This is a genomic window from Cellvibrio sp. (assembly GCF_039207905.1).
Classification (GTDB): Bacteria; Pseudomonadota; Gammaproteobacteria; order Pseudomonadales; family Cellvibrionaceae; genus Cellvibrio.
The window spans coordinates 166,214-188,395 of the sequence record NZ_JBCECX010000004.1 but is presented as its reverse complement, the minus strand read 5'-3'; the positions used below and the strand labels follow the sequence as shown (position 1 = coordinate 188,395).

Annotated in this window: 20 protein-coding genes; 6 read left to right on the top strand and 14 right to left on the bottom strand. The window is 47.4% G+C overall.

Annotation, left to right across the window (positions count from 1 at the left end; translation table 11 throughout):
- Window positions 1-8: 8 nt before the first annotated feature.
- From AAGC78_RS03765 to AAGC78_RS03750, 4 genes are read right to left on the bottom strand one after another with little or no spacing between them, the layout of a single operon-like run.
- The gene (locus AAGC78_RS03765) at window positions 9-578 is read right to left on the bottom strand and encodes a pilus assembly PilX family protein (RefSeq protein ID WP_435782698.1); all 570 of its coding nucleotides are present in this window, start codon (window positions 576-578) and stop codon (window positions 9-11) included.
- A 9-nt stretch (window positions 579-587) separates the two neighbouring features.
- The gene (locus AAGC78_RS03760) at window positions 588-1,643 is read right to left on the bottom strand and encodes a PilW family protein (RefSeq protein ID WP_435782697.1); all 1,056 of its coding nucleotides are present in this window, start codon (window positions 1,641-1,643) and stop codon (window positions 588-590) included.
- 10 nt (window positions 1,644-1,653) lie between these two features.
- The gene (pilV, locus tag AAGC78_RS03755) at window positions 1,654-2,118 is read right to left on the bottom strand and encodes a type IV pilus modification protein PilV (protein WP_435782696.1); all 465 of its coding nucleotides are present in this window, start codon (window positions 2,116-2,118) and stop codon (window positions 1,654-1,656) included.
- Window positions 2,119-2,156: 38 nt separating this feature from the next.
- A complete protein-coding gene (locus tag AAGC78_RS03750; protein WP_435782695.1) occupies window positions 2,157-2,696 on the bottom strand; it encodes a GspH/FimT family pseudopilin in 540 nt (179 codons plus the stop codon).
- A 215-nt stretch (window positions 2,697-2,911) separates the two neighbouring features.
- Between AAGC78_RS03750 and AAGC78_RS03745 the strand changes: the two genes are divergently transcribed.
- Window positions 2,912-3,436, top strand: a complete 525-nt coding sequence (locus AAGC78_RS03745) for a GspH/FimT family pseudopilin (RefSeq protein ID WP_435782694.1) — start codon at window positions 2,912-2,914, stop codon at window positions 3,434-3,436.
- A 19-nt stretch (window positions 3,437-3,455) separates the two neighbouring features.
- Here the strand turns inward: AAGC78_RS03745 and ispH are convergent, their stop codons facing one another.
- The 7 genes from ispH to murJ all read right to left on the bottom strand — a co-directional run bounded on the left by ispH (window position 3,456) and on the right by murJ (window position 11,576).
- Window positions 3,456-4,394 carry a 4-hydroxy-3-methylbut-2-enyl diphosphate reductase gene (ispH, locus tag AAGC78_RS03740; RefSeq protein ID WP_435782693.1) on the bottom strand — a complete coding sequence of 313 codons (939 nt, stop codon included), beginning with the start codon at window positions 4,392-4,394 and terminating at the stop codon, window positions 3,456-3,458.
- 2 nt (window positions 4,395-4,396) lie between these two features.
- Window positions 4,397-4,846: an FKBP-type peptidyl-prolyl cis-trans isomerase gene (locus tag AAGC78_RS03735; protein ID WP_435782692.1), complete on the bottom strand. Its 450-nt coding sequence runs from the start codon at window positions 4,844-4,846 to the stop codon at window positions 4,397-4,399.
- Window positions 4,839-5,336: a signal peptidase II gene (gene lspA / locus AAGC78_RS03730; RefSeq protein ID WP_435782691.1), complete on the bottom strand. Its 498-nt coding sequence runs from the start codon at window positions 5,334-5,336 to the stop codon at window positions 4,839-4,841. The genes AAGC78_RS03735 and lspA overlap by 8 nt, the downstream gene beginning before the upstream one ends.
- A gap of 119 nt (window positions 5,337-5,455) precedes the next feature.
- Window positions 5,456-8,254, bottom strand: coding sequence for an isoleucine--tRNA ligase (gene ileS, locus AAGC78_RS03725; protein ID WP_435782690.1), 2,799 nt, complete (start codon window positions 8,252-8,254; stop codon window positions 5,456-5,458).
- Window positions 8,255-8,318: 64 nt separating this feature from the next.
- Window positions 8,319-8,849: an MgtC/SapB family protein gene (locus AAGC78_RS03720; RefSeq protein ID WP_435782689.1), complete on the bottom strand. Its 531-nt coding sequence runs from the start codon at window positions 8,847-8,849 to the stop codon at window positions 8,319-8,321.
- A gap of 72 nt (window positions 8,850-8,921) precedes the next feature.
- Entirely contained in the window at window positions 8,922-9,905 is a 984-nt protein-coding gene (gene ribF / locus AAGC78_RS03715) for a bifunctional riboflavin kinase/FAD synthetase (protein WP_435782688.1), read from the bottom strand.
- Between the two features lie 69 nt (window positions 9,906-9,974).
- Window positions 9,975-11,576 (bottom strand): murein biosynthesis integral membrane protein MurJ, encoded by a 1,602-nt coding sequence (murJ, locus tag AAGC78_RS03710; protein WP_435782687.1) that lies wholly within the window; start codon window positions 11,574-11,576, stop codon window positions 9,975-9,977.
- Between the two features lie 88 nt (window positions 11,577-11,664).
- On the opposite strand from murJ, the gene AAGC78_RS03705 reads away from it, so the two are divergent.
- Together AAGC78_RS03705 and AAGC78_RS03700 are read left to right on the top strand one after the other, a co-directional pair.
- Entirely contained in the window at window positions 11,665-12,231 is a 567-nt protein-coding gene (locus AAGC78_RS03705) for an MliC family protein (RefSeq protein ID WP_435782686.1), read from the top strand.
- The gene (locus AAGC78_RS03700) at window positions 12,201-13,199 is read left to right on the top strand and encodes a DUF481 domain-containing protein (protein WP_435782685.1); all 999 of its coding nucleotides are present in this window, start codon (window positions 12,201-12,203) and stop codon (window positions 13,197-13,199) included. The genes AAGC78_RS03705 and AAGC78_RS03700 overlap by 31 nt, the downstream gene beginning before the upstream one ends.
- A gap of 95 nt (window positions 13,200-13,294) precedes the next feature.
- On the opposite strand, the gene AAGC78_RS03695 is transcribed toward AAGC78_RS03700, so the two are convergent.
- Complete coding sequence (locus AAGC78_RS03695) at window positions 13,295-15,490, bottom strand: TonB-dependent receptor (RefSeq protein ID WP_435782684.1); 2,196 nt, start codon at window positions 15,488-15,490, stop codon at window positions 13,295-13,297.
- A gap of 245 nt (window positions 15,491-15,735) precedes the next feature.
- Between AAGC78_RS03695 and AAGC78_RS03690 the strand changes: the two genes are divergently transcribed.
- Window positions 15,736-16,038 carry a YebG family protein gene (locus AAGC78_RS03690; RefSeq protein ID WP_435782683.1) on the top strand — a complete coding sequence of 101 codons (303 nt, stop codon included), beginning with the start codon at window positions 15,736-15,738 and terminating at the stop codon, window positions 16,036-16,038.
- Window positions 16,039-16,429: 391 nt separating this feature from the next.
- Window positions 16,430-17,311 carry a substrate-binding periplasmic protein gene (locus tag AAGC78_RS03685; protein WP_435782682.1) on the top strand — a complete coding sequence of 294 codons (882 nt, stop codon included), beginning with the start codon at window positions 16,430-16,432 and terminating at the stop codon, window positions 17,309-17,311.
- 57 nt (window positions 17,312-17,368) lie between these two features.
- Here AAGC78_RS03685 and AAGC78_RS03680 read toward each other — a convergent pair whose 3' ends face one another.
- On the bottom strand, window positions 17,369-19,363 hold the full coding sequence (locus AAGC78_RS03680) for a phytanoyl-CoA dioxygenase family protein (protein ID WP_435782681.1): 1,995 nt from the start codon (window positions 19,361-19,363) through the stop codon (window positions 17,369-17,371).
- Between the two features lie 252 nt (window positions 19,364-19,615).
- Between AAGC78_RS03680 and AAGC78_RS03675 the strand changes: the two genes are divergently transcribed.
- Window positions 19,616-20,884 (top strand): glycerophosphodiester phosphodiesterase family protein, encoded by a 1,269-nt coding sequence (locus tag AAGC78_RS03675; protein WP_435782680.1) that lies wholly within the window; start codon window positions 19,616-19,618, stop codon window positions 20,882-20,884.
- Window positions 20,885-20,950: 66 nt separating this feature from the next.
- On the opposite strand, the gene AAGC78_RS03670 is transcribed toward AAGC78_RS03675, so the two are convergent.
- Window positions 20,951-22,180 carry a class I SAM-dependent methyltransferase gene (locus tag AAGC78_RS03670; protein ID WP_435782679.1) on the bottom strand — a complete coding sequence of 410 codons (1,230 nt, stop codon included), beginning with the start codon at window positions 22,178-22,180 and terminating at the stop codon, window positions 20,951-20,953.
- Window positions 22,181-22,182: the final 2 nt, after the last annotated feature.

Genomic DNA, 22,182 nt, shown 5'->3' with positions numbered 1-22,182 from the left:
CCCCTTCTTTATTGCTGAAAGCGCTTATAAGCTGATTGAACAATCACCTTGGATTCCTGGCTCGCACCGAGGCATAGCGCAGTTATACGATAAGGAATACAGTCACCCGACATAGTAAGGCTACCCAAGCCAACACCACTGCCCTCATTTGCAGCACAAGACCCCACATTAGCATCGAGTTCTTCAACTAACATACGCGGTTTTTTTGCTATAGATTTCAGATCAAGGCTCGTTTCAGCTGCGATTTTTTCCCACTCACTATCCCAATAACGAACCGAATTTTTTGGAATGGCTTCCAAATCCAAACAAAGCCCCTTTGTACAATCAAATGCAGGCAGCACCTTGACTTCAGGAGCCACTACTGCCTCACCACTTCTCAAAGCTGATTCAGCGCACTGAAATGAAAGATTTCGATCACGCATATTCCCCGCCATACTTTCTTGCAGTCCGCTTCCACGCACCGCAGCGAGACCAACAATAGTGATCAACAAAACCATAACCAAGCCAACAATAAGTACAATGCCGCGCTGCGCCCGGACTGTAGATAATTGCTGCATGCCTGAATAAATGTCGCTCATGTCTATTTCCTACGGATTACGAGCACGAATGCCAATTGTGGATGTGAATACCTGACGCAAATATCGATCATCAACGGCCTTGGTAGCAGGAGGAACAACAATCGTTGTCGGCTTAATAACGACACCACCAAGAGTGTATGGCTGTGGCGAATCAACAACATTATTTTCAGTACTACGAGCCACGACCTCGATACGTACCGAATTTACTATTGGCCAATCTGCCGCAGGAAGAGCACTTGCCAAGCGATAATTAGGGTTATTGGTGGTCGAGTAACTTATACGCATCTGCTCAACCCCTTCTAACAGCTCCAACGCATCTTCAGTGTTCGTTTTCTGCCAAAGGCTTGGCAGACCACTAGCCCCTTGTGCGAGAAAATATACGATAGTATTCATCGCAGCGACTTCACCGGACACAAAGTTTTCTGTTGTAATAACACCACCGCCCCAACCTTCGTTGTGCCGGAAGTTGACATCATTTGCCATTGAGGTAGGTGCAATGGCAACCCTAAAAACTCTCGCCTTAAAACAATCACTGACAACAACTGCCGAATTTGCGCACATTCCATCAAAGCATCCTTTACTATCAGCAGGCTCCGCACTGTATGCAAAAACTCCATTTGCATCATTTGGCTTGGATATAGGCAACCCCACTGTTTGAGCCGCACGAACTATCACAACATTCGCAACACCGGAACTCAACGGCTTAATGCTTGCCCCTACGACACCAGCCCCCCCGGGGAGAGCTGCAAGTGAATCATACCCACGGACCCCCTCAGCAAAATTTCCGTGCAATCCAGCAATCACCAAGGCTGCATTTTGCAATTCATTTCCAGGAACACTTGGATTAGGCCGATAACAACCATAAAAAGCAGCCATACGTACATCACGGGCCAAAAACTCAATTGCCAAGCGACCTGTTTCTTGAATTCTTGATAAGCCCTGCTGAGTATTAAAAACTGTCTTGCTTGACAAAAATATTTGTACCACACCTGCCATCAAAATGAGCCCCAGTGTTATAGAGATCATTAGTTCAACAAGTGATAAACCTGTTTGTCGCAAACGCATAAATCAATCCTCACATCCTGGCTTCATATGTAAAGGTGGTTTTATTCTCACGCTCTTCACCACTGTTATTTAGCTCACGCCAAGAAATCGTAACCGTACAAACATTAGTTGTGGCGACACATGACACGCCGCCCTTTCCGTCAGGTAATTGCCGGTTAATATTAATGCGCCAATTGTCAATATCAGCTGCTGTTAAAGGAGATGTAACAGGGGATGATGATGGTCCTGCTTCAGCTGATTTGTAATCCTTAAGATTCCGCAAATTAACGCGGACCCTGTCCATTAAATCGTAAGCCAAAATATTAGCCTGAGATCTCATATACGCCCCCTGATTAAACTGCAGGGATTTATTCTGCATGGCACCTAACGCGAGTAGCGCAGTAGACAAGATTAATAAAGTCACCAATACCTCAATAAGCCCAACTCCTGACTGATTGGGTTCTCTCAATGATGACTTGGAAAATAAAAAAATCATAAGTTCAACCTACCAACTCATATCAAATATGCACATTATTAACTGTCACACTCTTTACGCTCGACTGAAACTAACCCCGAAAATCCCACACTTATTTTTCGTGCAGCATTACCAGTACATTTTTTCAAATGCGCAAGGATCTCTATAGGTTTGTCCTTCACACGCGCCAAAGTACCCAAGCTGGTATAGCGGATGAATGTCACATCTTCGGAGTCACTTTTAACAGTAATTACGGCAGCAGAATCCTGCTGTGGCCACACCTTCAAAACTGTTTTCACTGTAGGTGTTGCTTCTTTGTCTTTCTTTGCCGCATCGATAAACAGGATAAAACCATCTGTCCATGTACCATCACAATCAGTGCCTGATTTACTTGCACAAATTGCAGCCCGATCAGCTCGCTTTACTGCTTCAGCTCTCGCTGCATTGATGGCAGATGCAATATCTTCCCCCAGTGCAACCGAACGATTATTCACTATTTGCGATTTGAACGAGGGGATTGCGATTGACACAGCAATAGCCACAACTACCAGCGTTGTCATCAATTCAATCATGGTAAAACCACGAGCCAGATAGCGCATGAGTCACTCTCTCACAAAAATTCAACATCCGAAGGAGCGGGATGGTTTAGGTCGATAGACAAAGGAAATTAGGTTGATTATGATCGTTGTAGCTTATCATGCCTTTTTTTAGAAAGGGTTTGGCAAGCGACATATGGTCAAGGTCAGCCCATGAGCGGCCACCCATGGCGCATTTTTAAACATTACAAGCTAATTTATCCAAGGAATGGAACTGAATGAAAATTCAAGGCTTTACCCTGCTCGAACTACTCGTCACCCTCACAATTACTGCAATACTGCTAACCATAGCTATCCCCGGCTTTTCACGCCAGATACAGAAAGAGCGCATAGTAACAACCGCGCAGACCTTGATTACCACTATTGAAACTGCACGAAGTCAGGCAGTATTCCGCAATGAACGCACAGTTTTACTTGCTACCCCAAAATGGAATGACGGATGGATAGTGTTTTTCGATCGAAACAATAATGGAATTAAAGATGATGAGGAGCCACTAATTTCTGAACAGAAGGAACTCATGAGCAATGTGGAGATTAGCGATAATTTTAGTAAAAGCGCCCAAATTTCATTTATCAATACTGGCGAAAGCAGGCAGCCAGGAAAACGAGATAGAGGGGCATTTATTGCAGGCACAATAAAAGTCTGCCCCAAAGAATCAGGAGATGGAATTAAACTGGTGTTAAATCGCGCTGGTCGCCTGCGCTCTGAAAAGATTAAATACGAAGAGTGCCTAAAAAAATAGCGCCGAATGATTAGGGATATTAAATCCTCAACGCCTTCGGCAACGAAAAACTAATATTCTCCGGGGTGCCATCCATTTCGATTGGGACCTCGGCACCGCAAGCTTTGAGCTTATCAATCACCTGCTTAACCAATACTTCCGGGGCGGAAGCGCCTGCAGTAATACCAATGCTGGTGCGATTTTTTATCCACTCGGGATTGATGTCATCGGGACCATCGATCAAGTAGCTTTCAGTACCGCAGCGCTCGGCAAGTTCACGCAGGCGATTTGAGTTGGAAGAGTTGGGGGAGCCGACAACCAGCACCAGATCACATTCAAGCGCTAGCTGGCGCACAGCATCCTGGCGATTGGTGGTGGCATAGCAGATATCGTCGCGGCGCGGCCCTTGGATCTTGGGGAATTTATTGCGCAGGGCTTCAATTACTTTTGCGGTATCGTCCATCGACAGAGTGGTTTGGGTTACGTAAGCCAGATTTTCTGGGTCTCCAACTACCAGCGCATCAACATCAGCTTCGTCTTCCACTAAATAGATAGTACCGCCGTTGCTGGTGTTGTATTGCCCCATGGTGCCTTCAACCTCAGGGTGTCCTTCGTGCCCGATCAAAATGCACTCGCGCCCTTCGCGGCTGTAGCGCGTTACTTCGATATGCACTTTGGTTACCAGCGGGCAAGTTGCATCAAAAATTTGCAAACCGCGCTCTTCGGCTTCTTTACGCACGGCTTGGGATACACCGTGTGCACTGAAAATTAAAATCACATCATCGGGAACCTGATCAACTTCATCGACAAAAATCGCTCCACGCTCGCGCAATGAATCCACGACAAATTTGTTGTGTACTACTTCGTGACGCACATAGATTGGTGCACCGAAGACGTCGAGGGCGCGATTAACGATATCAATAGCGCGATCAACACCGGCACAAAAACCACGGGGATTGGCGAGTTTGATTTGAGTCATAATCAGTGCACCTGAACCGGTTCGATTTTAAGGATGGCCACTTCAAATAAAATATCGCGACCAGCAAGCGGATGATTAAAATCGACAATAACGACTTCCTCATCAAAACTCTGCACCACGCCAGGCAACTCTGTTTTTTGTGCGTCAGCAAAGGACAACATCAGACCTTCGCTCAGTTCGAGATCAGGAGCAAATTGGCTACGCGCGATTTCCTGAATATTGTTCGGGTTGCGCTGACCAAAACCATCTTCCGGTTTTATCACCAGCGTTTTATGCTCACCTTCCAACATTCCAAACAGCGCTTTCTCAAAACCGGGAAGCAAGTTGCCATCACCAACAGTAAAGGTTGCTGGATCGCGCTCAAAATTGGAGTCGACCATATCACCATTGTCTAATTGCAAGGCAAAATGCAAAGTGATTTTGGTACCTGGCCCTACGGCTAACTCACGCATTGGCTTTCTTCTCTTTCGTAAATAACATATCAATAATTAACACTGCAGCACCCAAGGTAATTGCCGAGTCTGCGAGATTAAACGCGGGCCAGTAATTATCCTGATAATGAACCACAATAAAATCCACGACATGACCGTGAACAATACGGTCATAAAGATTGCCCACTGCCCCACCGAGAATAAATGCCAGCCCAAATGCTTCACGCGGTTTATGTTGTGCGGTGCGCGCAATCCAGACACTCAGCAACACACTGGCCGCAATTGCGATCACTGCAAAAAACCAGCGCTGCCAACCACCCGCCTCAGCGAGAAAACTAAATGCAGCACCAGTGTTGTACGCTAGCGTGAAATTGAAAAACGATGTAAACACTAGCGTCTCGCCATATTCAAATGCGGCTTCGATTGCATGCTTACTTGCCTGATCCAGTGCCACTATCACTAGCGCGACGAGATACCAAAACCATGGCTTTTGATAAATTTTCTCAGTCATTATTTACGTTTCACAAAGATTGATCTTCACATGTAGGGGCGCCGCTTGCTGCGCCCAATAATGTTCAATACCACATCGAAAAAGACAGGGCGCAACAAGCAGCGCCCCAACGAAAGCAATTATGCGAATTGGCGGGTTTCGCCAGCGCCATCAACGTTTTCTACACAGCGTACGCAGATTGTTGGGTGCGCAGGTTTTGATCCCACATCTGCGCGGTGATGCCAGCAGCGCTCACACTTCGCGTGTTCGGATTTTTTCACCTCCACCTGCAAGCCTGCAACGTCAGTTGCAACAGCACCTTGCGCCTCACCCAGCGGACGAATTTCTGCGGTTGATGTAATCAACACAAAACGCAATTCATTTGCCAGCTTGCTCAATTCACCTTGCAATTTTTCATCGCAATAAAGAATGACTTCTGCACCTAAAGAACCACCCACTTCGCCAGCGGTACGCTTCGCTTCCAGCACTTTGTTCACTGCATCTTTAACTTGGGCGATTAGCTCCCAGTAGCTATCCGCAAATGAATCTGTAGGCAGGGTTGGCAATTGGTACCACTCAGCGACAAATACATTCGCCTCGCGCTCACCGGCAATTTCTTTCCAGATTTCGTCAGCAGTAAAACTTAGAATTGGTGCAATCCAACGCACCATTGCCTCAATAACATATTGCAAAGCGGTCTGTGCAGAACGGCGCGCAATTGCATCAGCTTTAACGGTGTATTGGCGATCTTTAATAATATCGAGGTAGAAACCACCCAGCTCCACAACGCAGAAGTTGTGCAGTTTTTGGTAAATCAAATGCAACTGGTAGTTGTCGTAAGCAGCGATAATCTCTTGCTGCAATTGCGCCGTACGGCCAACAATCCAGCGATCCAGCTGCAGCATATTTTCTACCGGCACGGCATCAGTCGCTGGATTAAATCCAGTGAGGTTCGACAAAATAAAGCGCGCAGTGTTACGAATACGGCGATAAGAATCTGCTGTGCGTTTCAGAATTTCTTCTGACACACTCATCTCGGTACTGAAGTCAGTCGCTGCAACCCACAGGCGCAAAACATCCGCACCTAAATCCTTAATTACGACTTGCGGGTCTATCGCATTGCCGATTGACTTGGACATTTTCATGCCCTTCGCGTCAATGGTAAAACCATGAGTAAGAACTTGTTTATAGGGGGCAACTCCGTGCATAGCCATTGACGTTTTTAACGATGACTGAAACCAACCACGATGTTGATCCGAACCTTCCAAATATAAATCGGCAGGAAAACGCAGATTAGCGCGCTGGCTGAGCACAGCAAAATGAGACACTCCAGAGTCAAACCATACATCCAGGGTATCTGTCACTTTTTGGTATTTATCGGCATCAGCACCAAGCAATTCTGACGCATCCAAATCGAACCACGCATCCATTCCATCTCGCTCAACCTTTTGCGCAACAGCTTCAATTAAGCGAACAGTATCTGGATGCAACTCTTGTGTTTCTTTATTTACAAACAACGCAATAGGAACACCCCAAGTACGCTGACGAGAAATACACCAGTCGGGAGAAGTCGCAAGCATCGCATCGATACGCGCTTTACCCCAATCAGGAATCCATTCAACTGACTCAACCGCTTGCGCCACCTGATCGCGCAAATTGTTTTTGCTCATGCTCACAAACCACTGCGGCGTCGCACGGAAAATCAGTGGGGTTTTGGTACGCCAGCAATGGGGGAAGCTGTGAGTGATTTTACCCTGTGCAAACAGCGCATTTTTTTCAATTAAAAGTGCAACCACTTTCTCATCAACTTTATACACATGATCGCCAGCGAAGATTTCTACATTCGGGCGATAGATACCGTTATCGTCGATATAATTCAGTGTTTGAATGCCGTATTTCATACCAACATTAAAGTCGTCCGCACCGTGATCAGGTGCAGTATGTACAAAACCAGTACCCGCATCAGTAGTTACGTGATCGCCGAGAATCACCGGAACCTGACGCGCATAAAAAGGATGTTGCAGCAGCAATTTTTCTAGCGCCGCGCCTTTCACGCGACCGACGATTTCATGGCTTTCAATTTTTGCACGCGCAAGCACGCTGGCGATTAAGGTTTCTGCAACCAATAAGCGCTCGTCGCCCACTTGGATCAACGCGTAATCTACTTCTGCATTCGCAGACACCGCCTGGTTAGCTGGCAAGGTCCAAGGCGTAGTAGTCCAAATTACCAACGAAATTTTTCCGCTGCCACTCACTTCTGCGATGTTTTTTTCAACTGCAGCTTGATCGACAAACGCAAATTTCACATCGATAGAGAAAGAGGTTTTATCCTGATATTCCACTTCCGCCTCTGCAAGCGCTGAGCCGCCAACCACACTCCAGTACACTGGCTTGAAACCGCGATGCAAATGGCCATTTTCGGTAATTTTGCCCAACGCACGAATAATGTCTGCCTCGAACTTGTAGTCCATGGTGAGATAGGGGTTGTCCCACTCACCCAAAACTCCCAAGCGAATGAAGTCGCGCTTTTGGCCTGCCACTTGTTTAGCCGCATATTCGCGGCATTTTTGGCGAAAGGTTTTAACATCAACTTTGGTGCCTGCCTTGCCAATCTCTTTTTCAACTTTATGTTCAATAGGCAAACCATGGCAATCCCAACCAGGCACATAAGGTGCATCAAAACCGCTCAGAGTTTTGCTCTTGACGATAATATCTTTAAGAATTTTGTTGAGTGCATGACCGATATGAATATCACCGTTAGCGTAAGGAGGACCATCGTGCAGAATAAACTGTTCGCGACCCGCGCGTGCTGCACGAATTTGTTGGTAGAGATCACTCGCTTGCCATTGTTTGAGCATATCCGGCTCGCGCTGGGCGAGGTTCGCTTTCATCGCGAAACCGGTGGTCGGCAGATTCAGTGTTGCTTTGTAATCGGTCATGATTCACGGTCAACTTGTTAACAATTGTTTGAAAATGAATTGGCGATAAATTGCCAAATGTTACTTACTGTTTGTCTTGGGGCTGCTCTTTGTGCTCGTCTTTGGCTTCAGTTTTACCTTCGAGCACATCAATGATTTTGGGCATAGCAATCAAAACGACCAGCGCCAAAAAAGTACAAAGTATTGCCAGGGATTCCCGTCCTAAACCAGCCGCGACACCAATCGCAGAGGTGACCCAAATACCCGCTGCAGTTGTCAGGCCTTTGAGGTCTTTTTCATCGTGTCCTTTTAAAATTGCGCCGGCACCGAGGAAACCGATACCGGTAATAATTCCCTGCATCACACGGCTCATTTCCGCATCGGAAATTCCGGCTTGCAACGGAATCAATACAAACAATGCCGAGCCGATCGCCACCAACATATGGGTTTTAATTCCCGCCGCTTTGCCGCGCTGTTCGCGCTCAAAACCCAGGATGCCGCCCAACAACGCCGCCATGAACAGGCGCACGGTAATCGTAGTTAGCTCGCCAACATCCTTGACATCGGAAAATTCCGCTACCACTGTCGAACTGATTTGTTGCCAGGTGCTGCTCATATCTCAATCCTTTTGCACGGTCAGGTTAGCGCCCTTTCAGGCAACAGCTTCCTGATTCATCGGGCAAGGGGACTAATTAGGCGCGATATTATTCGCTGCAGCAAAAAATGCCTTACCTTGCTCGATATCGCTGTGCAATTGCGCACGCAACTCATCGAGTGACGCAAATTTTTTCTCGTCGCGCAATTTCTTGTGAAAGGATACGTCGATCATTTCACCGTAAACCATGCGCGAGAAATCAAACAGATGCACTTCCAGCAACGGCTTGCTCACACCATTGACTGTCGGACGCACGCCGATATTTGCCACGCCCTGATGTACGCTGCCATCGCGGAATGTTGCTGTAACTGCAAACACCCCGTGCAAAGGCGAACGGTAGCGACGCAAATGCAAATTGGCGGTAGGCACGCCCAACTGGCGCCCCAGCTGTTTGCCGTAGGCGACGCGGCCATTGATGATATAGGGATGACCCAGCAGTTTTTCAGCCCCGGTGAAATCACCAGCTTCTAATAGCTGGCGAATACGGGTACTGCTGACGCGCTCACCGTCCACGCTGAGGGTGACGCTGTCTGATACATCGAATCCGAATCTAGCACCAGCTTGCTGTAACAGGGCGAAGTCACCGCGGCGATCACAGCCGAAGCGGAAGTCGTCGCCGACTACCAGATGCTTAATACCCAAGCCATTGACCAGTACTTTTTCGATAAAGGCATCGGCCGACAAATTGCGCAGCTCATGGTTGAACTGCAGGCATAACACACGGTTCACGCCCGCCGCCAATAACGCCTGCACTTTTTCGCGCAGGCGCATCAGGCGCGCGGGGGCTTTATCACCGGAGAAAAACTCGTGCGGCTGGGGCTCAAACACTATCGCCACTGCAGGTAACTGGTGTTGCTGGGCAACCGCAATCAACTGGCGGAGCACGGCCTGATGCCCGAGATGGGCGCCATCAAAAGAGCCAATGGTTGCCACGCAGCCCTTATGCCACGTACGCAGGTTGTATAACCCGCGAATAAACGACCGCGTCTGCGAAGGTAGTGTTTCCGGCGCCTGCACTCGATATAACCCAAGATCGACCAAAAAAGAGGCGTGAAGTATACAGGATGAAAGCGGCTTTTAGTGCCCCTAATGATGCGCGCGGAAATCGCGCAAACGGACGCCAACCGCCAGCAACATCAACACATAAACACCCAGTCCCGCCACGCAAACGATAGTCAGGCGGATAACCCGCTCGATTACCCCGAATGTATGCCAATCGCTCCAGAAATGCAGGAAGCCGAACAGCGTCGCGACCAACGCCAAATTAGCTGCACCGTAGCGCAACCAGATACGCGGCCAATTGCTCGCAGGCACGTAAATTTGCTGCTTACGGAGACCGCGATAGAGCAAATACGCGTTGACGTATGCGGCTAGCGCGGTGGTCAGGGCCAATCCGACATGCCCCAACCCCCACAGCATTACCATCGGGATAACCACTATCGGCTTCATTACAATGTTGGCAACTATGGCGATAATCCCGATACGCACCGGCGCCTTCATGTCCTGTCGCGCAAAGTAGCCCGGCACCAGAACTTTAATCAGCATAAAAGCGAACAACCCCAGCGCATAACCCTTCAAGCTGTAGGTCGACATAGTGATGTCGTGCAGCTTCATTTCACCGTGATAAAAAAGCGTGAACAGGATAGGTTCCGCGAGGATCACCAAGGCAAGCGTGGCCGGTAACGCGATTAGCACCACAAAGCGGATTGCCCAATCGAGCATCTGGCTAAACTTCTCACCGGATTGCGCCGCACTCAGGCGCGATAGACCCGGCATAATCACCGTCGCAATCGCCACACCAAAAACCCCCAGCGGCAGCTCCACCAAGCGGTCGGAATAGAACAGCCAGCTCACCGCACCATCGCCCAATTTGGTAGCGATAATGGTATCCAGCAACAGATTGAGCTGGCTCACCGAAACCCCGAACAGCGCCGGGGTCATCAACACCAAAATCCGCTTTACACCGGGATGTGACCAGTCCAGCTTGGGCGAAGGCAACAAATGAATCTGCCGCAAAAAGGGTAATTGGAACAGCAGTGAAAAAATACCGGCAGCGACAATACTCCAGGCCAATGCATGGGCAGGGGTGGGGAAAAAATCACTCAGCAGCAGCGCGCCAGCGATCATAAAGACATTGAGGAACACCGGCGTAATCGCCGGGATGGCAAAACGGTCGTAACTATTAAGGATCGCCCCGGCAAAACCGGTTAGCGAAATCAGCATCAAATAGGGAAAAGTGATGCGCACCAGATCGGTCAACAAATCAAATTTGGCGGGATTATCTAAATAACCAGGGGCGAACACTAGCGACACACCCGCTGCCCCCACGACACCGATTATTGTCACCAAAAACAAAATCGACCCGAGGCAACCAGCGACTTTATCAACCAGCTCTTTCACGGCCGCGTGCGAACCCTTCTCGCGATACTCCGACAGCACCGGAATAAATGCCTGCGAGAAGGCACCTTCGGCAAACAAACGACGGAAAAAGTTGGGGATTTTCTGCGCGACACCAAAGGCATCCATCGCCCCGCCCGCACCTAAAACACTCGCCAGCACAATATCGCGGATCAAACCCAGCACCCGCGAGGTCATAGTCATTGAGCCGGTAAGCAAACTGGAACGCAGCAGGCTTCTGGGCCTGGCCGGTTTTTCAGAAGGAGAAGAAGGTAAATCAGAGTCAGACACTGGCGAATCCTGCGCGGGCTTTAAGATGCGGCATTATCCACGGCTGATATACTCACATTCAACACCCGCCCGCTATAAGGAGAGTACTATGAACATCAATTCACATTGGCACCTTATCACCTTGGCAAGTTTTACGGTTGTACTGACCGCGTGCGATCCCAAACCACCCGAGTCGACCAATGTTGTCAGCTCGACCCCATCAACCATAGCCACCAGCTCCAGCAGCGACGCCATCCCGGTAGTCAAATTGCACCCATCATGGGACACAGACAACAATGGGGTGAATGATTGTGAAACCGACGGCAGTTGCGATGACACCGTCGATTACACTAAAGCACGCCCATTCAGCAAAATGAACCCGCAAGCGTTACAAGAGTATTATCAAGCAACAAGCAGGGTCGGGCCGGTTAACTTTTCATGCAGCGATAATCCACAGTTGCTATTGATCGCCACCTTCTACGCAACCGAACCAGCAATTGTTGTACTGGAGCGCGATAACAGCGCGATAGAATTGCAATCTGTCCCCGCCGCAAGCGGCAGCAAATATGAAGGGAGCGGCACTTTGTTTTGGGAGCACCAAGGCGAAGCAAAAGTTATCCTCGGCGAAAATACCCCAGAGCTGGTGTGCAAAAAATCCGAACAGCCAACACCATAATCCGCAGTATCTGCCTGACCGGAATCTTCACTGCCTGCGCAATTGCACAGGCGGATGAAGTGCTATTGCACAACGGTGATCGCATCAGCGGCGACATCACCGAAGTTTCCGATAACAAGCTCAAAATCAATACCGCCTATGCGGGAACAATTTCATTGGATAGCACCGCCATCCAAAGCTTCCACACCGATGCAAAACAACACTGGCAAATTAATTTAAAGCCGCACTCAACACGCATCCAGCAAAGTGAGAAACAGGGCTACGTAAAAGTCGATGGAAAAAATATTGCCATCCACGATTTAAAGTTAACGCCGCCGCAAGCGCACTGGAAAAAATCCGGCTTGCTGGAAACTACGCTCGATGTCGACAACGATGCGCAGCGCAAAGAGAAACTGCACATCAATACCGAATTAAGCCTGGAGTCCAAGCACTGGCGCCACAAACTAAAAGGCGAAGTGAATCGCGATAAGGAAAACCACAAAGTCTCGGAGGATACCGAGGAATATAATTACACCCTCGATCATTTATTTAGCGAACACTGGCTGCTGCGTACCGACTCAACTTATCGAGAAGAAGGCGGCAATACACATAACCGTTATGCCTATGTCGGCATAGGGCCAGGTTATCGCCTGTGGGGGGAAAGCGAAGACAAACTCGATCTCATCCTCGCCTACAATCACCTTTGGCTACGCAGCGGATCATTGGACACCGAAATGGATGGCTGGGGCAGCAAACTCGATTACCAGCAATTCTGGTTTGAGCGAAAGCTGGAGACGTTTGCTGATTTGCAAATCTCCCACGTCTATCTCACTTACCTGGACTACATCGTCAATAGCAGCGCAGGCTTGCGCTACTACTTCACGCATTACATTCACTTGTCATTCAAGTACAACTACGACGAAACCAAACATTCATTTGGTAGCATAAAAGACAGCAGCTATGTGCTGGGAGCGGGTGTCAATTTTTAACTGGAAATAATTATTCAAAATAAATCTTTATTTTATTGCGGAACACAAATAAAACCATCCTTGGCCATATTCCCATCTAACGTAACCCAACTAACTTAGAATTGATAACTTGCACGCAACAACACATTGCGCGGTGCGCCTGGCATTGAACCTGAACGCCAGTATTCTTCATCGGTCAAATTAGATACCGCAAGCGTGACATTAATTGAATTAGCGCTGTAACCAATCGCCGCATCATAACGATCATAACCTTCAAGCTTGCTGGTGTTTGTCGCATTAGCCCAAACATCACTTACATGGGTTACACCGACTTCTGCATACCATTGCTCAAAGGGGGCGTAGCGCACAAACAAGTTGGCGGTATTATCGCCAGTGCCATTTAAAAATCTGCCCACGTTTGCAGGCGTAGTGACATCTTTCGTTACCGTTGCTTCCATCCAACCATAACCACCACGCACGTACAAATTATCGAGCACACGCCCGATCATACTGAACTCAGCACCTTTGGATTCCTGTTCGCCTTGTACAGCCCACGTGAATGGATCATTGTCAGGATCAGGACGATAGCGAATATTATTTTTCTCAATGCTGTACACCGAGAATTGCGTATTCAACCGCTTGTTTAACCAATCGCTTTTAATACCCACTTCAAACTGTTCATTGTATTGCGGCTCGTCGTCATAAACTGTGGCCGCGTTAGTTGCTACCGACAACAAACCACGTCCGCCATAAGGCGCAAAACTTTTATTGAAGGATGCATAAATGCTGTGCTCTTCCACCGGTTGCCACACAATACCGGCGCTCGGACTAACACTGTCACCATCGTAACTGCGGTTGCGGTTAAGTGGATTGGTTTCAAGCCCGGTAGTTGATTCAAAATCATACCAATCGTAACGCGCGCCCAATACCACTTTCACTTCCGGCACCAAAGTGATGACATCCTGTACAAATAAACCGTGCGATTCAGCAACGTGCTTGTTGCTTTGCGATGCAGCCGGATGCGGTTTGGTTGCGAGGTCGTTGAATTTATCATCCTGATCAAAAGGATTTACGTAACCGTAAATCGACAAAGCTGTGCCATTGGTAAACAACGACGGATTGCGATTTTCTTTTGCCGAATCCAAACCGACAATCAGATTGTGCTGGATGCTGCCAGTGTTAAATTGGCCTTTGATATCAACTGTGTTGGTTGCAGTTTTATTGATAGTTTCCTGCCACGCATAATTTTGACGAATATAACCTCTTGCCCAAGCGCAATTGGCACCAGCCAGTGTTTTACCGTTGGCATCGCAATAGGTACCACCGTAGAAGTGATCAAAATTTTGCTCAGCTTCGCGGTAATTCAGACTCCAATGCACACTCCATTTTCCATTGAACTCGTAAGTTAAATCGGAGCGGTAAACATTCAGGATATCGTCAACAAAATCGTTTTCCTGCGCGAAGCTGGTTTTGATTGATGTACCTTTTGGCAGCGAGGCGTAATCCGGGCCACGATCAGGAACGCGCTGCAGTTCGTCGTAAGTGTATTGCGCAGTCCACTGTAATCCTTCGCGATTATTGATGGTAATACTGGGCGAAACCATACGAATTTTATTGTTGATGCCATCGCGGAAGCTGTCAGTCTCGCCCACTTCCGAAGTCAAACGCACAGCCACATTTTCGTTGATCACATTATTCGAATCGAGTGTTACACCGAGGTTATCCCAAGTGCCCGCGTAAACGCCGATAGTGCTGGGCGATTCAAAATTGGCGAATTTACTCACCATGTTTACCACACCACCACCCGCGCTGCGCCCATACAATACTGATGCAGGACCTTTGAGGATTTCGATGCGTTCGATGTTGGCCGTACTGCGACGAACCTGTCCGCTTTCACGCACACCATCACGATAAATATCGTTATCGCTAGCCGCAAAACCGCGGATCATAATGCCGTCGCCGCGCATGTCGTACTGGGTATTAATGCCCGGCGTACCCGCGAGCATCACACTTAAATCATTGGAGCCGTAAATTTTGTACTTCTGCACATCAATGGTATCGATGGTTTGCGGAGTATCTTTTACATCCTGTCCGTTACGCGTCACGTTCGCCTGCTTGTATCCCACATAACTTTTAGCAGGATCTTGCTCGCTCATCGCCTCAACTTTTACCGTGGGCAACACCGCCGATTTTTGTTCGACCTCATCTGCCGCATAAGAAAAGCCTGCTACACCGCCCAGCAACATCAGCATGGCGCCGCGGATCGATTGCGCTAAAACCGTTTGGTTAAAGCGATTGGTTTGACTTGACATAAATATCCCCAAGAAATTGTCGTCAGGTTGAAAATGGCGTCAATATACCTAGGTGAGGCGATTTTTTAAATAAAAAATATTCTCATTTGGAATAACTTACTATTTGATCAAATAAAAACCAATCGCCAGAATTTAAGAAAGATCCCGCATTTGCCCTCCTCCTAAAGACAAACACAAAAGGTTGACAACTCCTACTCCGGCATTTACTGTATATAAAAACAGTAACAACTTTGAGGATTTACGCAATGGCAGTAATCGCCGTTTGGCTATGTGATCGGGATGGCAGTATGTTTGAAGATAAAAAAGTCGCAGAAGAACACGATAAGTATTTGGAACTGGCCGCCAATATCACCCAATTGATTGAAGAAAATATTCCCGGTATTGATGAGCAGTACAGCGAAGCCATTGGTATTTTGCTTGCCCAACGTCGCGAATTACTGGCTAAAGCCTGCAAGGGCAAGCCGGATGAATTATTACAGCCTTTCACTTACGAAAAGCCTGTAACCCTGAACAGTAAAACTGCCACCACCACGGACAAGGACAACTAGGTAGAGGCGATTGCTGTATGTGCCGGTAAGCCCACACTCGCCGGTGCCGTTAATGGTTGCCCACACGACCATTAACAATACAAACAACTGAATTACCCTTCAGCGGTTTGTACGTGTTTAGGTGTGTTTGCCGATAACCGGACAGCTACTCCCCAGCAGCTGTACAGATATTGGTTTACACACCTGCTTCCAATCACTTATCCCTTCCCTGCTGTCAGCCACAGCAGATGCGGGCGATAAGCTGCTTTCGCCACTGCATCTATTCCTTATGGAACCTCAACGGGTGCAGTGGTTTTTTATCACTCTTCGATATTAAAACCCTCATGCAATTGCGCCCAAATCAACTAGGATTAGGGAACACTACAAAAACGAGCAGAGGAAAATAAAATAAATGGCTCACTTCGGTCCGCGTTTCCATTACCACAAATGGCTCACATCCAGCCTGGTTATTTGCTTGCTCGCCCTGTCATTGCCATCCCAAGCCAAACCTTTACGCATGGTGTCAGGCAATAACGGCATTGAGAATTACTCCAAGGGGTTGCTAAAACTCGCATTAAGTAAAGTGCCAGCAAAATACGACTGGCAGGAAACTGTTCCCAATACGAGCGAAGAGCGCATGGTACAGATGCTTATCGACAACGAACTTGATGTTGTCTGGTATGCATCAACCAAAAACCTTGAAGAACGGCTGCTGCCAATCCGCATTCCCATGTATCGGGGTTTACTGGGCTATCGCGTATTGATGATCAGGAAAGGCACCCAAGCGAAATTCGACAATATAAAAACACTCGAAGATTTACGTAAGGTTTCGCTCGGCCAGGGGCGCTTCTGGGCCGACACTCAGGTTCTGGAAGCAAACAAACTCAACGTGGTCAAAGTACTGAAATACGAAGGCTTATTTCATATGCTGGATGGTGGCCGCTTTGATGCTTATCCGCGCGGTGTGCACGAACCCTGGGCCGAAATGCAACGCTACCCCAAACTCGATCTGGATGTAGAGAAGAACCTGCTGATCTCCTACACCAATCCGTTTTATTTCTTTGTCAGCAAAAACAATACTGAATTAGCCAAAAATATTGAACGCGGCCTGCGTATTGCGATTGAAGACGGCAGCTTCACCGAATACTTTATGAACGACCCAACGGTTAAAGATGTAATCACCAAAGCAAACCTGAAAAACCGGACATTAATTCGTTTGGAAAATCCGGGACTTCCAGAAAAAACCCCGCTTGAGGATAAATCTCTTTGGTTCGACCCCTACTCGCTCGAATAAACCCCGCACAAAAAAACCGGCCAAGCGCCGGTTTTTTTCGATCATCAATAATTGCACTCAGGAATACATATTCAGGTATTGCACCATACGCGGAAAGCCAGCGCGATTCGGACTACTGCCATGCGGCAAAGCCTGATGCCAAATAATTAAATCACCTGCGTTTGCAGCAATAGGTTTAACTGGCCACTGCGACCAATCCTGTTGTTGCAAATCAACTCCCAATGGCTGTTCAGCCAACCAATCATCACATTTTTTATGGAAGCCCGGCACACAGCAAAACGCGCCCTGATTTTCAGCCACATCGGTTAAATAAATTAACCCTTGCGTCCCAAAAGGAATTGGTGCTACCAACTCAACATCCCAATGAATTCCCGGGCCTGGAAATTTCCACTGCGCGGTTTCTGGAGGATTGAAACCAACACGATCAGTGGTCATTACCAAATCACTGCGCTGCCAAAGCTGTTGGAAAATACGCCGAATATAATCAGATGTTCGTGCCACCTCCAGTGCAGGATGGGAAAATAATTGCACCATAATTTTTTTCATCTGCGATGAAGGTTGATACCAGCTGGCCGGCTCGTCTTCACGCATATCCAAAAAATCCCAGATAGCGGAGCGTGCAGCGGCGGCCTCACTTTTCGAAAGCACCGCAGGAATAATCAGATAACCATGCTCATCCCATTGCGCAAGTTGTTGCGAAGTCAATGGTGGAGAAATCTGTGCATCCAGCTCAATCCGCGCCCCGTCAATAAAATTAACGATTGCATGGTTTACACGCTGAACCTGTGCATCAGTTATTACGCCATCATTGGCAGCTTCAAACCAGCATTCAATATCAGCTAAAGAATGGGCGGAATACAATTGTTGCATAGCAGGTTCAAGCCCCGCGCACAGCTCATCCAACAAAACACGATCCAACAGCCATTCACTCGCAGGAACCTGTGCTAGTTTCTGCTCAGCTTTCGCAGAAAAACTCGCCTGCTTGCGCAATTGGATTTTGTGCCAAAGCCGTTTCAAATGATAAATACCTTGCCCATTTTTTTCCAAGCTGTCAGGTAAAGGAGACTCCGCAAGCTCGGGCATTTTTTCATAAGCAAATACGCATTGAGGATAAACGCCTGATTCGTAGCGAAAGCGCAACAGTGAATTCGGCTGTACTCGCGCATTGCGCTCGTACAGCGGCAACGTAAGCTGCGATTGATTTGTGCTTAACTGGTAATCACCAAACACCTGGATAAAGGTAGTCAGCTTTAAGTGCTGCAACACCTCGGGATAATCCGGAACCTGCAAATGCCCATGCATGCAGGACACATCCCCTCGCCCCATGCGCGTTGCCGTATCTTTGTTCAAAGTGAAAATTTCACCTAAATATAAATCAGGATTTTTTACTGGTTCGCCGACAGTCGAACCGCCATCGCTCAACCATAGATCCAAGCGGATTTTTTCCGGTATCAGCCAACCATCGTTTTTTAAAAAACGTTGCAGATGATTAAAAATACTTACCTGCGGTTCTTGTATTAATCCCTGGCGCATGGTTTCGGAAATAATCAAATCAAACTGCTGCGATGATTCCCACACACAAGCATCTGCCAGTTCGATCTTCTGGACAAAATTACCAACGTGTAAATAGTTAATGAGTAGCTGTAATTTTTCCAAGGACTCCGTGTGAATATCCAATAGGGTCACTCGTATACTCGCAGAATCCAGCAATGGCAATAGTGGGATCAACAACAAACCGAATGGACCAGTACCCGCATAAAGCACATCAATAGGTTGATTATTATTGTGTTGCAATTTTTTCTGAATCGCCGCGTGCATCCCCTGCATAAATATTCGCGTACGCGCAACATCCTCTGCACACTGAGCTGCTGTCGTGGGTGAAACTGCCTTGCCTTGGGCAGTGATAGTTGCATGCTCATCAAGGAACATTGCAGGGTGCAATTCCAAACCAGTGATTTCACAAAGCAGCTTCACCAACGCATCTACAATGGGCTTGGCTTCACCGGTATTGGTGCAGGCGAGCAGTTTGGTAACCAGAGCGTCAATGGTCATATGTCAAAATCCTTGAATAATATGAAAGGGGCCAAATAAAAACTGGCATGCAATAATTGTCGCTAAGGTTAGCGCAAATTCAGCGTTTGGGTATTTCACGACATTTCAATGGATTGCGAATCGGTGCACAAAACAGCTAACGATTGCAAAGCTGTCATAAAATAAGCAAATTACCTTCACATTAGCTCATTAGGGTTGTATCGCTGTAGTTGTATCACTGCAGCTCAATCCAACTTACAAAAGGAGGTTTCCATGTTGCAGAAAATGTTGCAAAAGACCCATTTGCTGACCAGTGCGCTAGTGCTGATATTTGCTATTCCTTTTACCGCCTGCGCTCACGGCAACAAAGATGAGCAGTGGTATAAACATGATGATAAAAATCCGGGCATACAAGTCGGACCACGACCCTTTTATTTAGTCAACGACATGGATGAAAGCGCGTTAAAAAAGAAATTACAGAGCTGCGAAAAAGCTCCACTGAAGAAAACCAATTTCTCTATCGGGCATCGCGGAGCACCACTGCAATTTCCCGAGCATACCAAAGAGTCTTATGAAGCAGCCGCGAAAATGGGCGCAGGAATTTTGGAGTGCGATGTTACCTTTACCAAAGACAAACAACTTGTCTGTCGTCATTCGCAATGTGATCTGCACACCACCACCAACATTCTCACCTCACCACTAGCGAGTAAATGCAGCCAGAATTTTTCCCCCTTTGATCCGGTGAGCGGTAAAGCAGCCAGCGCTAATTGTTGTACCAGCGACATCACCCTCGCCGAATTTAAAACCTTGCAAGGAAAAATGGACGCCTTTAATCCTAAAGCGACCACCGCTGCTGAATACTTGCAAGGTACACCCGCATGGCGCACCGACTTATATGCTGACAAAGGCACTTTGCTTACCCACGCCGAAAGTATCCAGCTGTTTAAAAAGCTCGGCGTAAAAATGACTCCCGAACTTAAATCGGCCAGCGTTGCTATGCCGTTCGAGGGCACTTACACCCAAGCTATGTACGCACAACAATTGATTGACGAATATCGCAAAGCAGGCGTTAAAGCGCGCGATGTATGGCCGCAATCTTTTGATATCCAGGACGTGCGCTACTGGATCAGTAATGAGCCTGAGTTTGGTAAGCAAGCTGTATTCTTGGATGATGCGAATACCATCGCTGAATTACCGACAGCCAATGAATTGCAGATGTATGCCGACGAAGGATTCAATATAGTTGCGCCGCCACTCTGGGCGCTCGTGACGCTGGATAAGAACAATAAAATTATCGCGTCTGATTATGCCGCCAATGCTAAAAAAGCTGGATTGAAAATGATTGCCTGGTCATTTGAGCGCGCTGGTCCATTAAAAAATGGCGGCGGCTGGTATTACCAAACAATCAGCCCCGCACTGAACAATGATGGCGATATGATGAACGTATTACATGTACTTGCAAAAGATGCCGGTGTAATTGGGGTATTTTCCGATTGGCCAGCAACTGTTAGTTATTATGCGAGCTGTATGAATTTGAAGTAATTAAAACCCCTAAAATAAAAAGCCCCGATTACCTACAGCATCGGGGCTTTTATTTGTAAAGAGAAATTAAACCGGCGATGCCTGCAATAAACTTTCGAGGCAATGTTCCTGAATTCCATAAAACTCTTTGATGGCGGCAATCTGCTGCAAAACCTCAGCATTATCGCGTGGTTTTTTGCGTTTTTGTGCAAGGATCATTTTGTTCTTGCTAGTGTGTTCGAGCGAAATAAACTCGAACACTTGTGTATCGTAACCGTAGGCTTCCAATAGCAGCGCGCGCAAACCATCGGTAATCATCTCTGCTTCCTGCCCCAAATGAATGCCGTGTTGTAATACCGGTGCAAGCAATGCAGGGCTTTTTAGTTGCGGGCGGATTTGTTTGTGGCAGCAAGGCGAGCACATAATTATTTCAGCACCGGTGCGAATCCCCATATTAAGGGCATAATCAGTTGCAGTATCGCATGCATGCAAAGCAATCATAATATTGATGCCCTGCGCCGAAAAATGCTGTACATCGCCCTGCTCAAATTTAATTCCGCCCAGCGATAACTTCTGCGCAGTTTGGTTGCATAAATCAACCAACCCTTGCCGCAGCTCAACACCGGTCACTTGCGTTTTTACACCCAGGTTTGCGCTTACATAATCATGCACTGCAAAGGTTAAATAAGCTTTGCCCGAACCAAAGTCGGCAATATGCAATTCACTGCGCTGATCAAGGCTGGTGTGATGAATAGCAGCAGAGAGCACTTCAATGAATTTATTGATTTGTTTCCACTTACGCGACATAGCAGGAATAATTTGACCATTGGCATCGGTAATGCCTAGCTCACGCAAATAAGGTCGATTTTGTTCTACATAACGCAGCTTGTTGCGATTGTGCGCAAGCTCCGGTGAGGCGATTTGCTTTTCCGTTGCTACCGCTGAATTCTTGTTACGGTTTTTATTAATCAGCACCTTTCCCTTTTTGCTAAAACTCAATTGCGTTTCCCAATCATCGGTAATCATATGGGCATTGTGGAAATCACTGCCCAGCCACTGCTGTAATTGAGTTATGGCATCGTCAATTGCAAAATTTTTAGTGACATGATTCGTACGATACTCATATAAAAATGACAGCAGAGTTTGCTCTTTGATTTGCACCGAACGAATCGTGATGCGCGTAAGTTCAGCATCTGTGCCTTTATATTTGGATAGCACCAAACGCTGCAAAGCATGCTTAGCAAATGCTTGCTGGCAATCAGCCAAAAAACTTTCTACATCAGGATTGGAACTATCATTAACCATAACTGTGCTCATTA

What these genes read in the sequence shown, in the direction of transcription:
- AAGC78_RS03765 (WP_435782698.1), bottom strand. Translation starts at nt 578, where the DNA reads ATGAGCGACATTTATTCAGGCATGCAGCAATTATCTACAGTCCGGGCG.
- AAGC78_RS03760 (WP_435782697.1), bottom strand. Translation starts at nt 1,643, where the DNA reads ATGCGTTTGCGACAAACAGGTTTATCACTTGTTGAACTAATGATCTCT.
- pilV (WP_435782696.1), bottom strand. Translation starts at nt 2,118, where the DNA reads ATGATTTTTTTATTTTCCAAGTCATCATTGAGAGAACCCAATCAGTCA.
- AAGC78_RS03750 (WP_435782695.1), bottom strand. Translation starts at nt 2,696, where the DNA reads ATGCGCTATCTGGCTCGTGGTTTTACCATGATTGAATTGATGACAACG.
- AAGC78_RS03745 (WP_435782694.1), top strand. Translation starts at nt 2,912, where the DNA reads ATGAAAATTCAAGGCTTTACCCTGCTCGAACTACTCGTCACCCTCACA.
- ispH (WP_435782693.1), bottom strand. Translation starts at nt 4,394, where the DNA reads ATGACTCAAATCAAACTCGCCAATCCCCGTGGTTTTTGTGCCGGTGTT.
- AAGC78_RS03735 (WP_435782692.1), bottom strand. Translation starts at nt 4,846, where the DNA reads ATGCGTGAGTTAGCCGTAGGGCCAGGTACCAAAATCACTTTGCATTTT.
- lspA (WP_435782691.1), bottom strand. Translation starts at nt 5,336, where the DNA reads ATGACTGAGAAAATTTATCAAAAGCCATGGTTTTGGTATCTCGTCGCG.
- ileS (WP_435782690.1), bottom strand. Translation starts at nt 8,254, where the DNA reads ATGACCGATTACAAAGCAACACTGAATCTGCCGACCACCGGTTTCGCG.
- AAGC78_RS03720 (WP_435782689.1), bottom strand. Translation starts at nt 8,849, where the DNA reads ATGAGCAGCACCTGGCAACAAATCAGTTCGACAGTGGTAGCGGAATTT.
- AAGC78_RS03705 (WP_435782686.1), top strand. Translation starts at nt 11,665, where the DNA reads ATGAACATCAATTCACATTGGCACCTTATCACCTTGGCAAGTTTTACG.
- AAGC78_RS03695 (WP_435782684.1), bottom strand. Translation starts at nt 15,490, where the DNA reads ATGTCAAGTCAAACCAATCGCTTTAACCAAACGGTTTTAGCGCAATCG.
- AAGC78_RS03690 (WP_435782683.1), top strand. Translation starts at nt 15,736, where the DNA reads ATGGCAGTAATCGCCGTTTGGCTATGTGATCGGGATGGCAGTATGTTT.
- AAGC78_RS03685 (WP_435782682.1), top strand. Translation starts at nt 16,430, where the DNA reads ATGGCTCACTTCGGTCCGCGTTTCCATTACCACAAATGGCTCACATCC.
- AAGC78_RS03680 (WP_435782681.1), bottom strand. Translation starts at nt 19,363, where the DNA reads ATGACCATTGACGCTCTGGTTACCAAACTGCTCGCCTGCACCAATACC.
- AAGC78_RS03675 (WP_435782680.1), top strand. Translation starts at nt 19,616, where the DNA reads ATGTTGCAGAAAATGTTGCAAAAGACCCATTTGCTGACCAGTGCGCTA.
- AAGC78_RS03670 (WP_435782679.1), bottom strand. Translation starts at nt 22,180, where the DNA reads ATGAGCACAGTTATGGTTAATGATAGTTCCAATCCTGATGTAGAAAGT.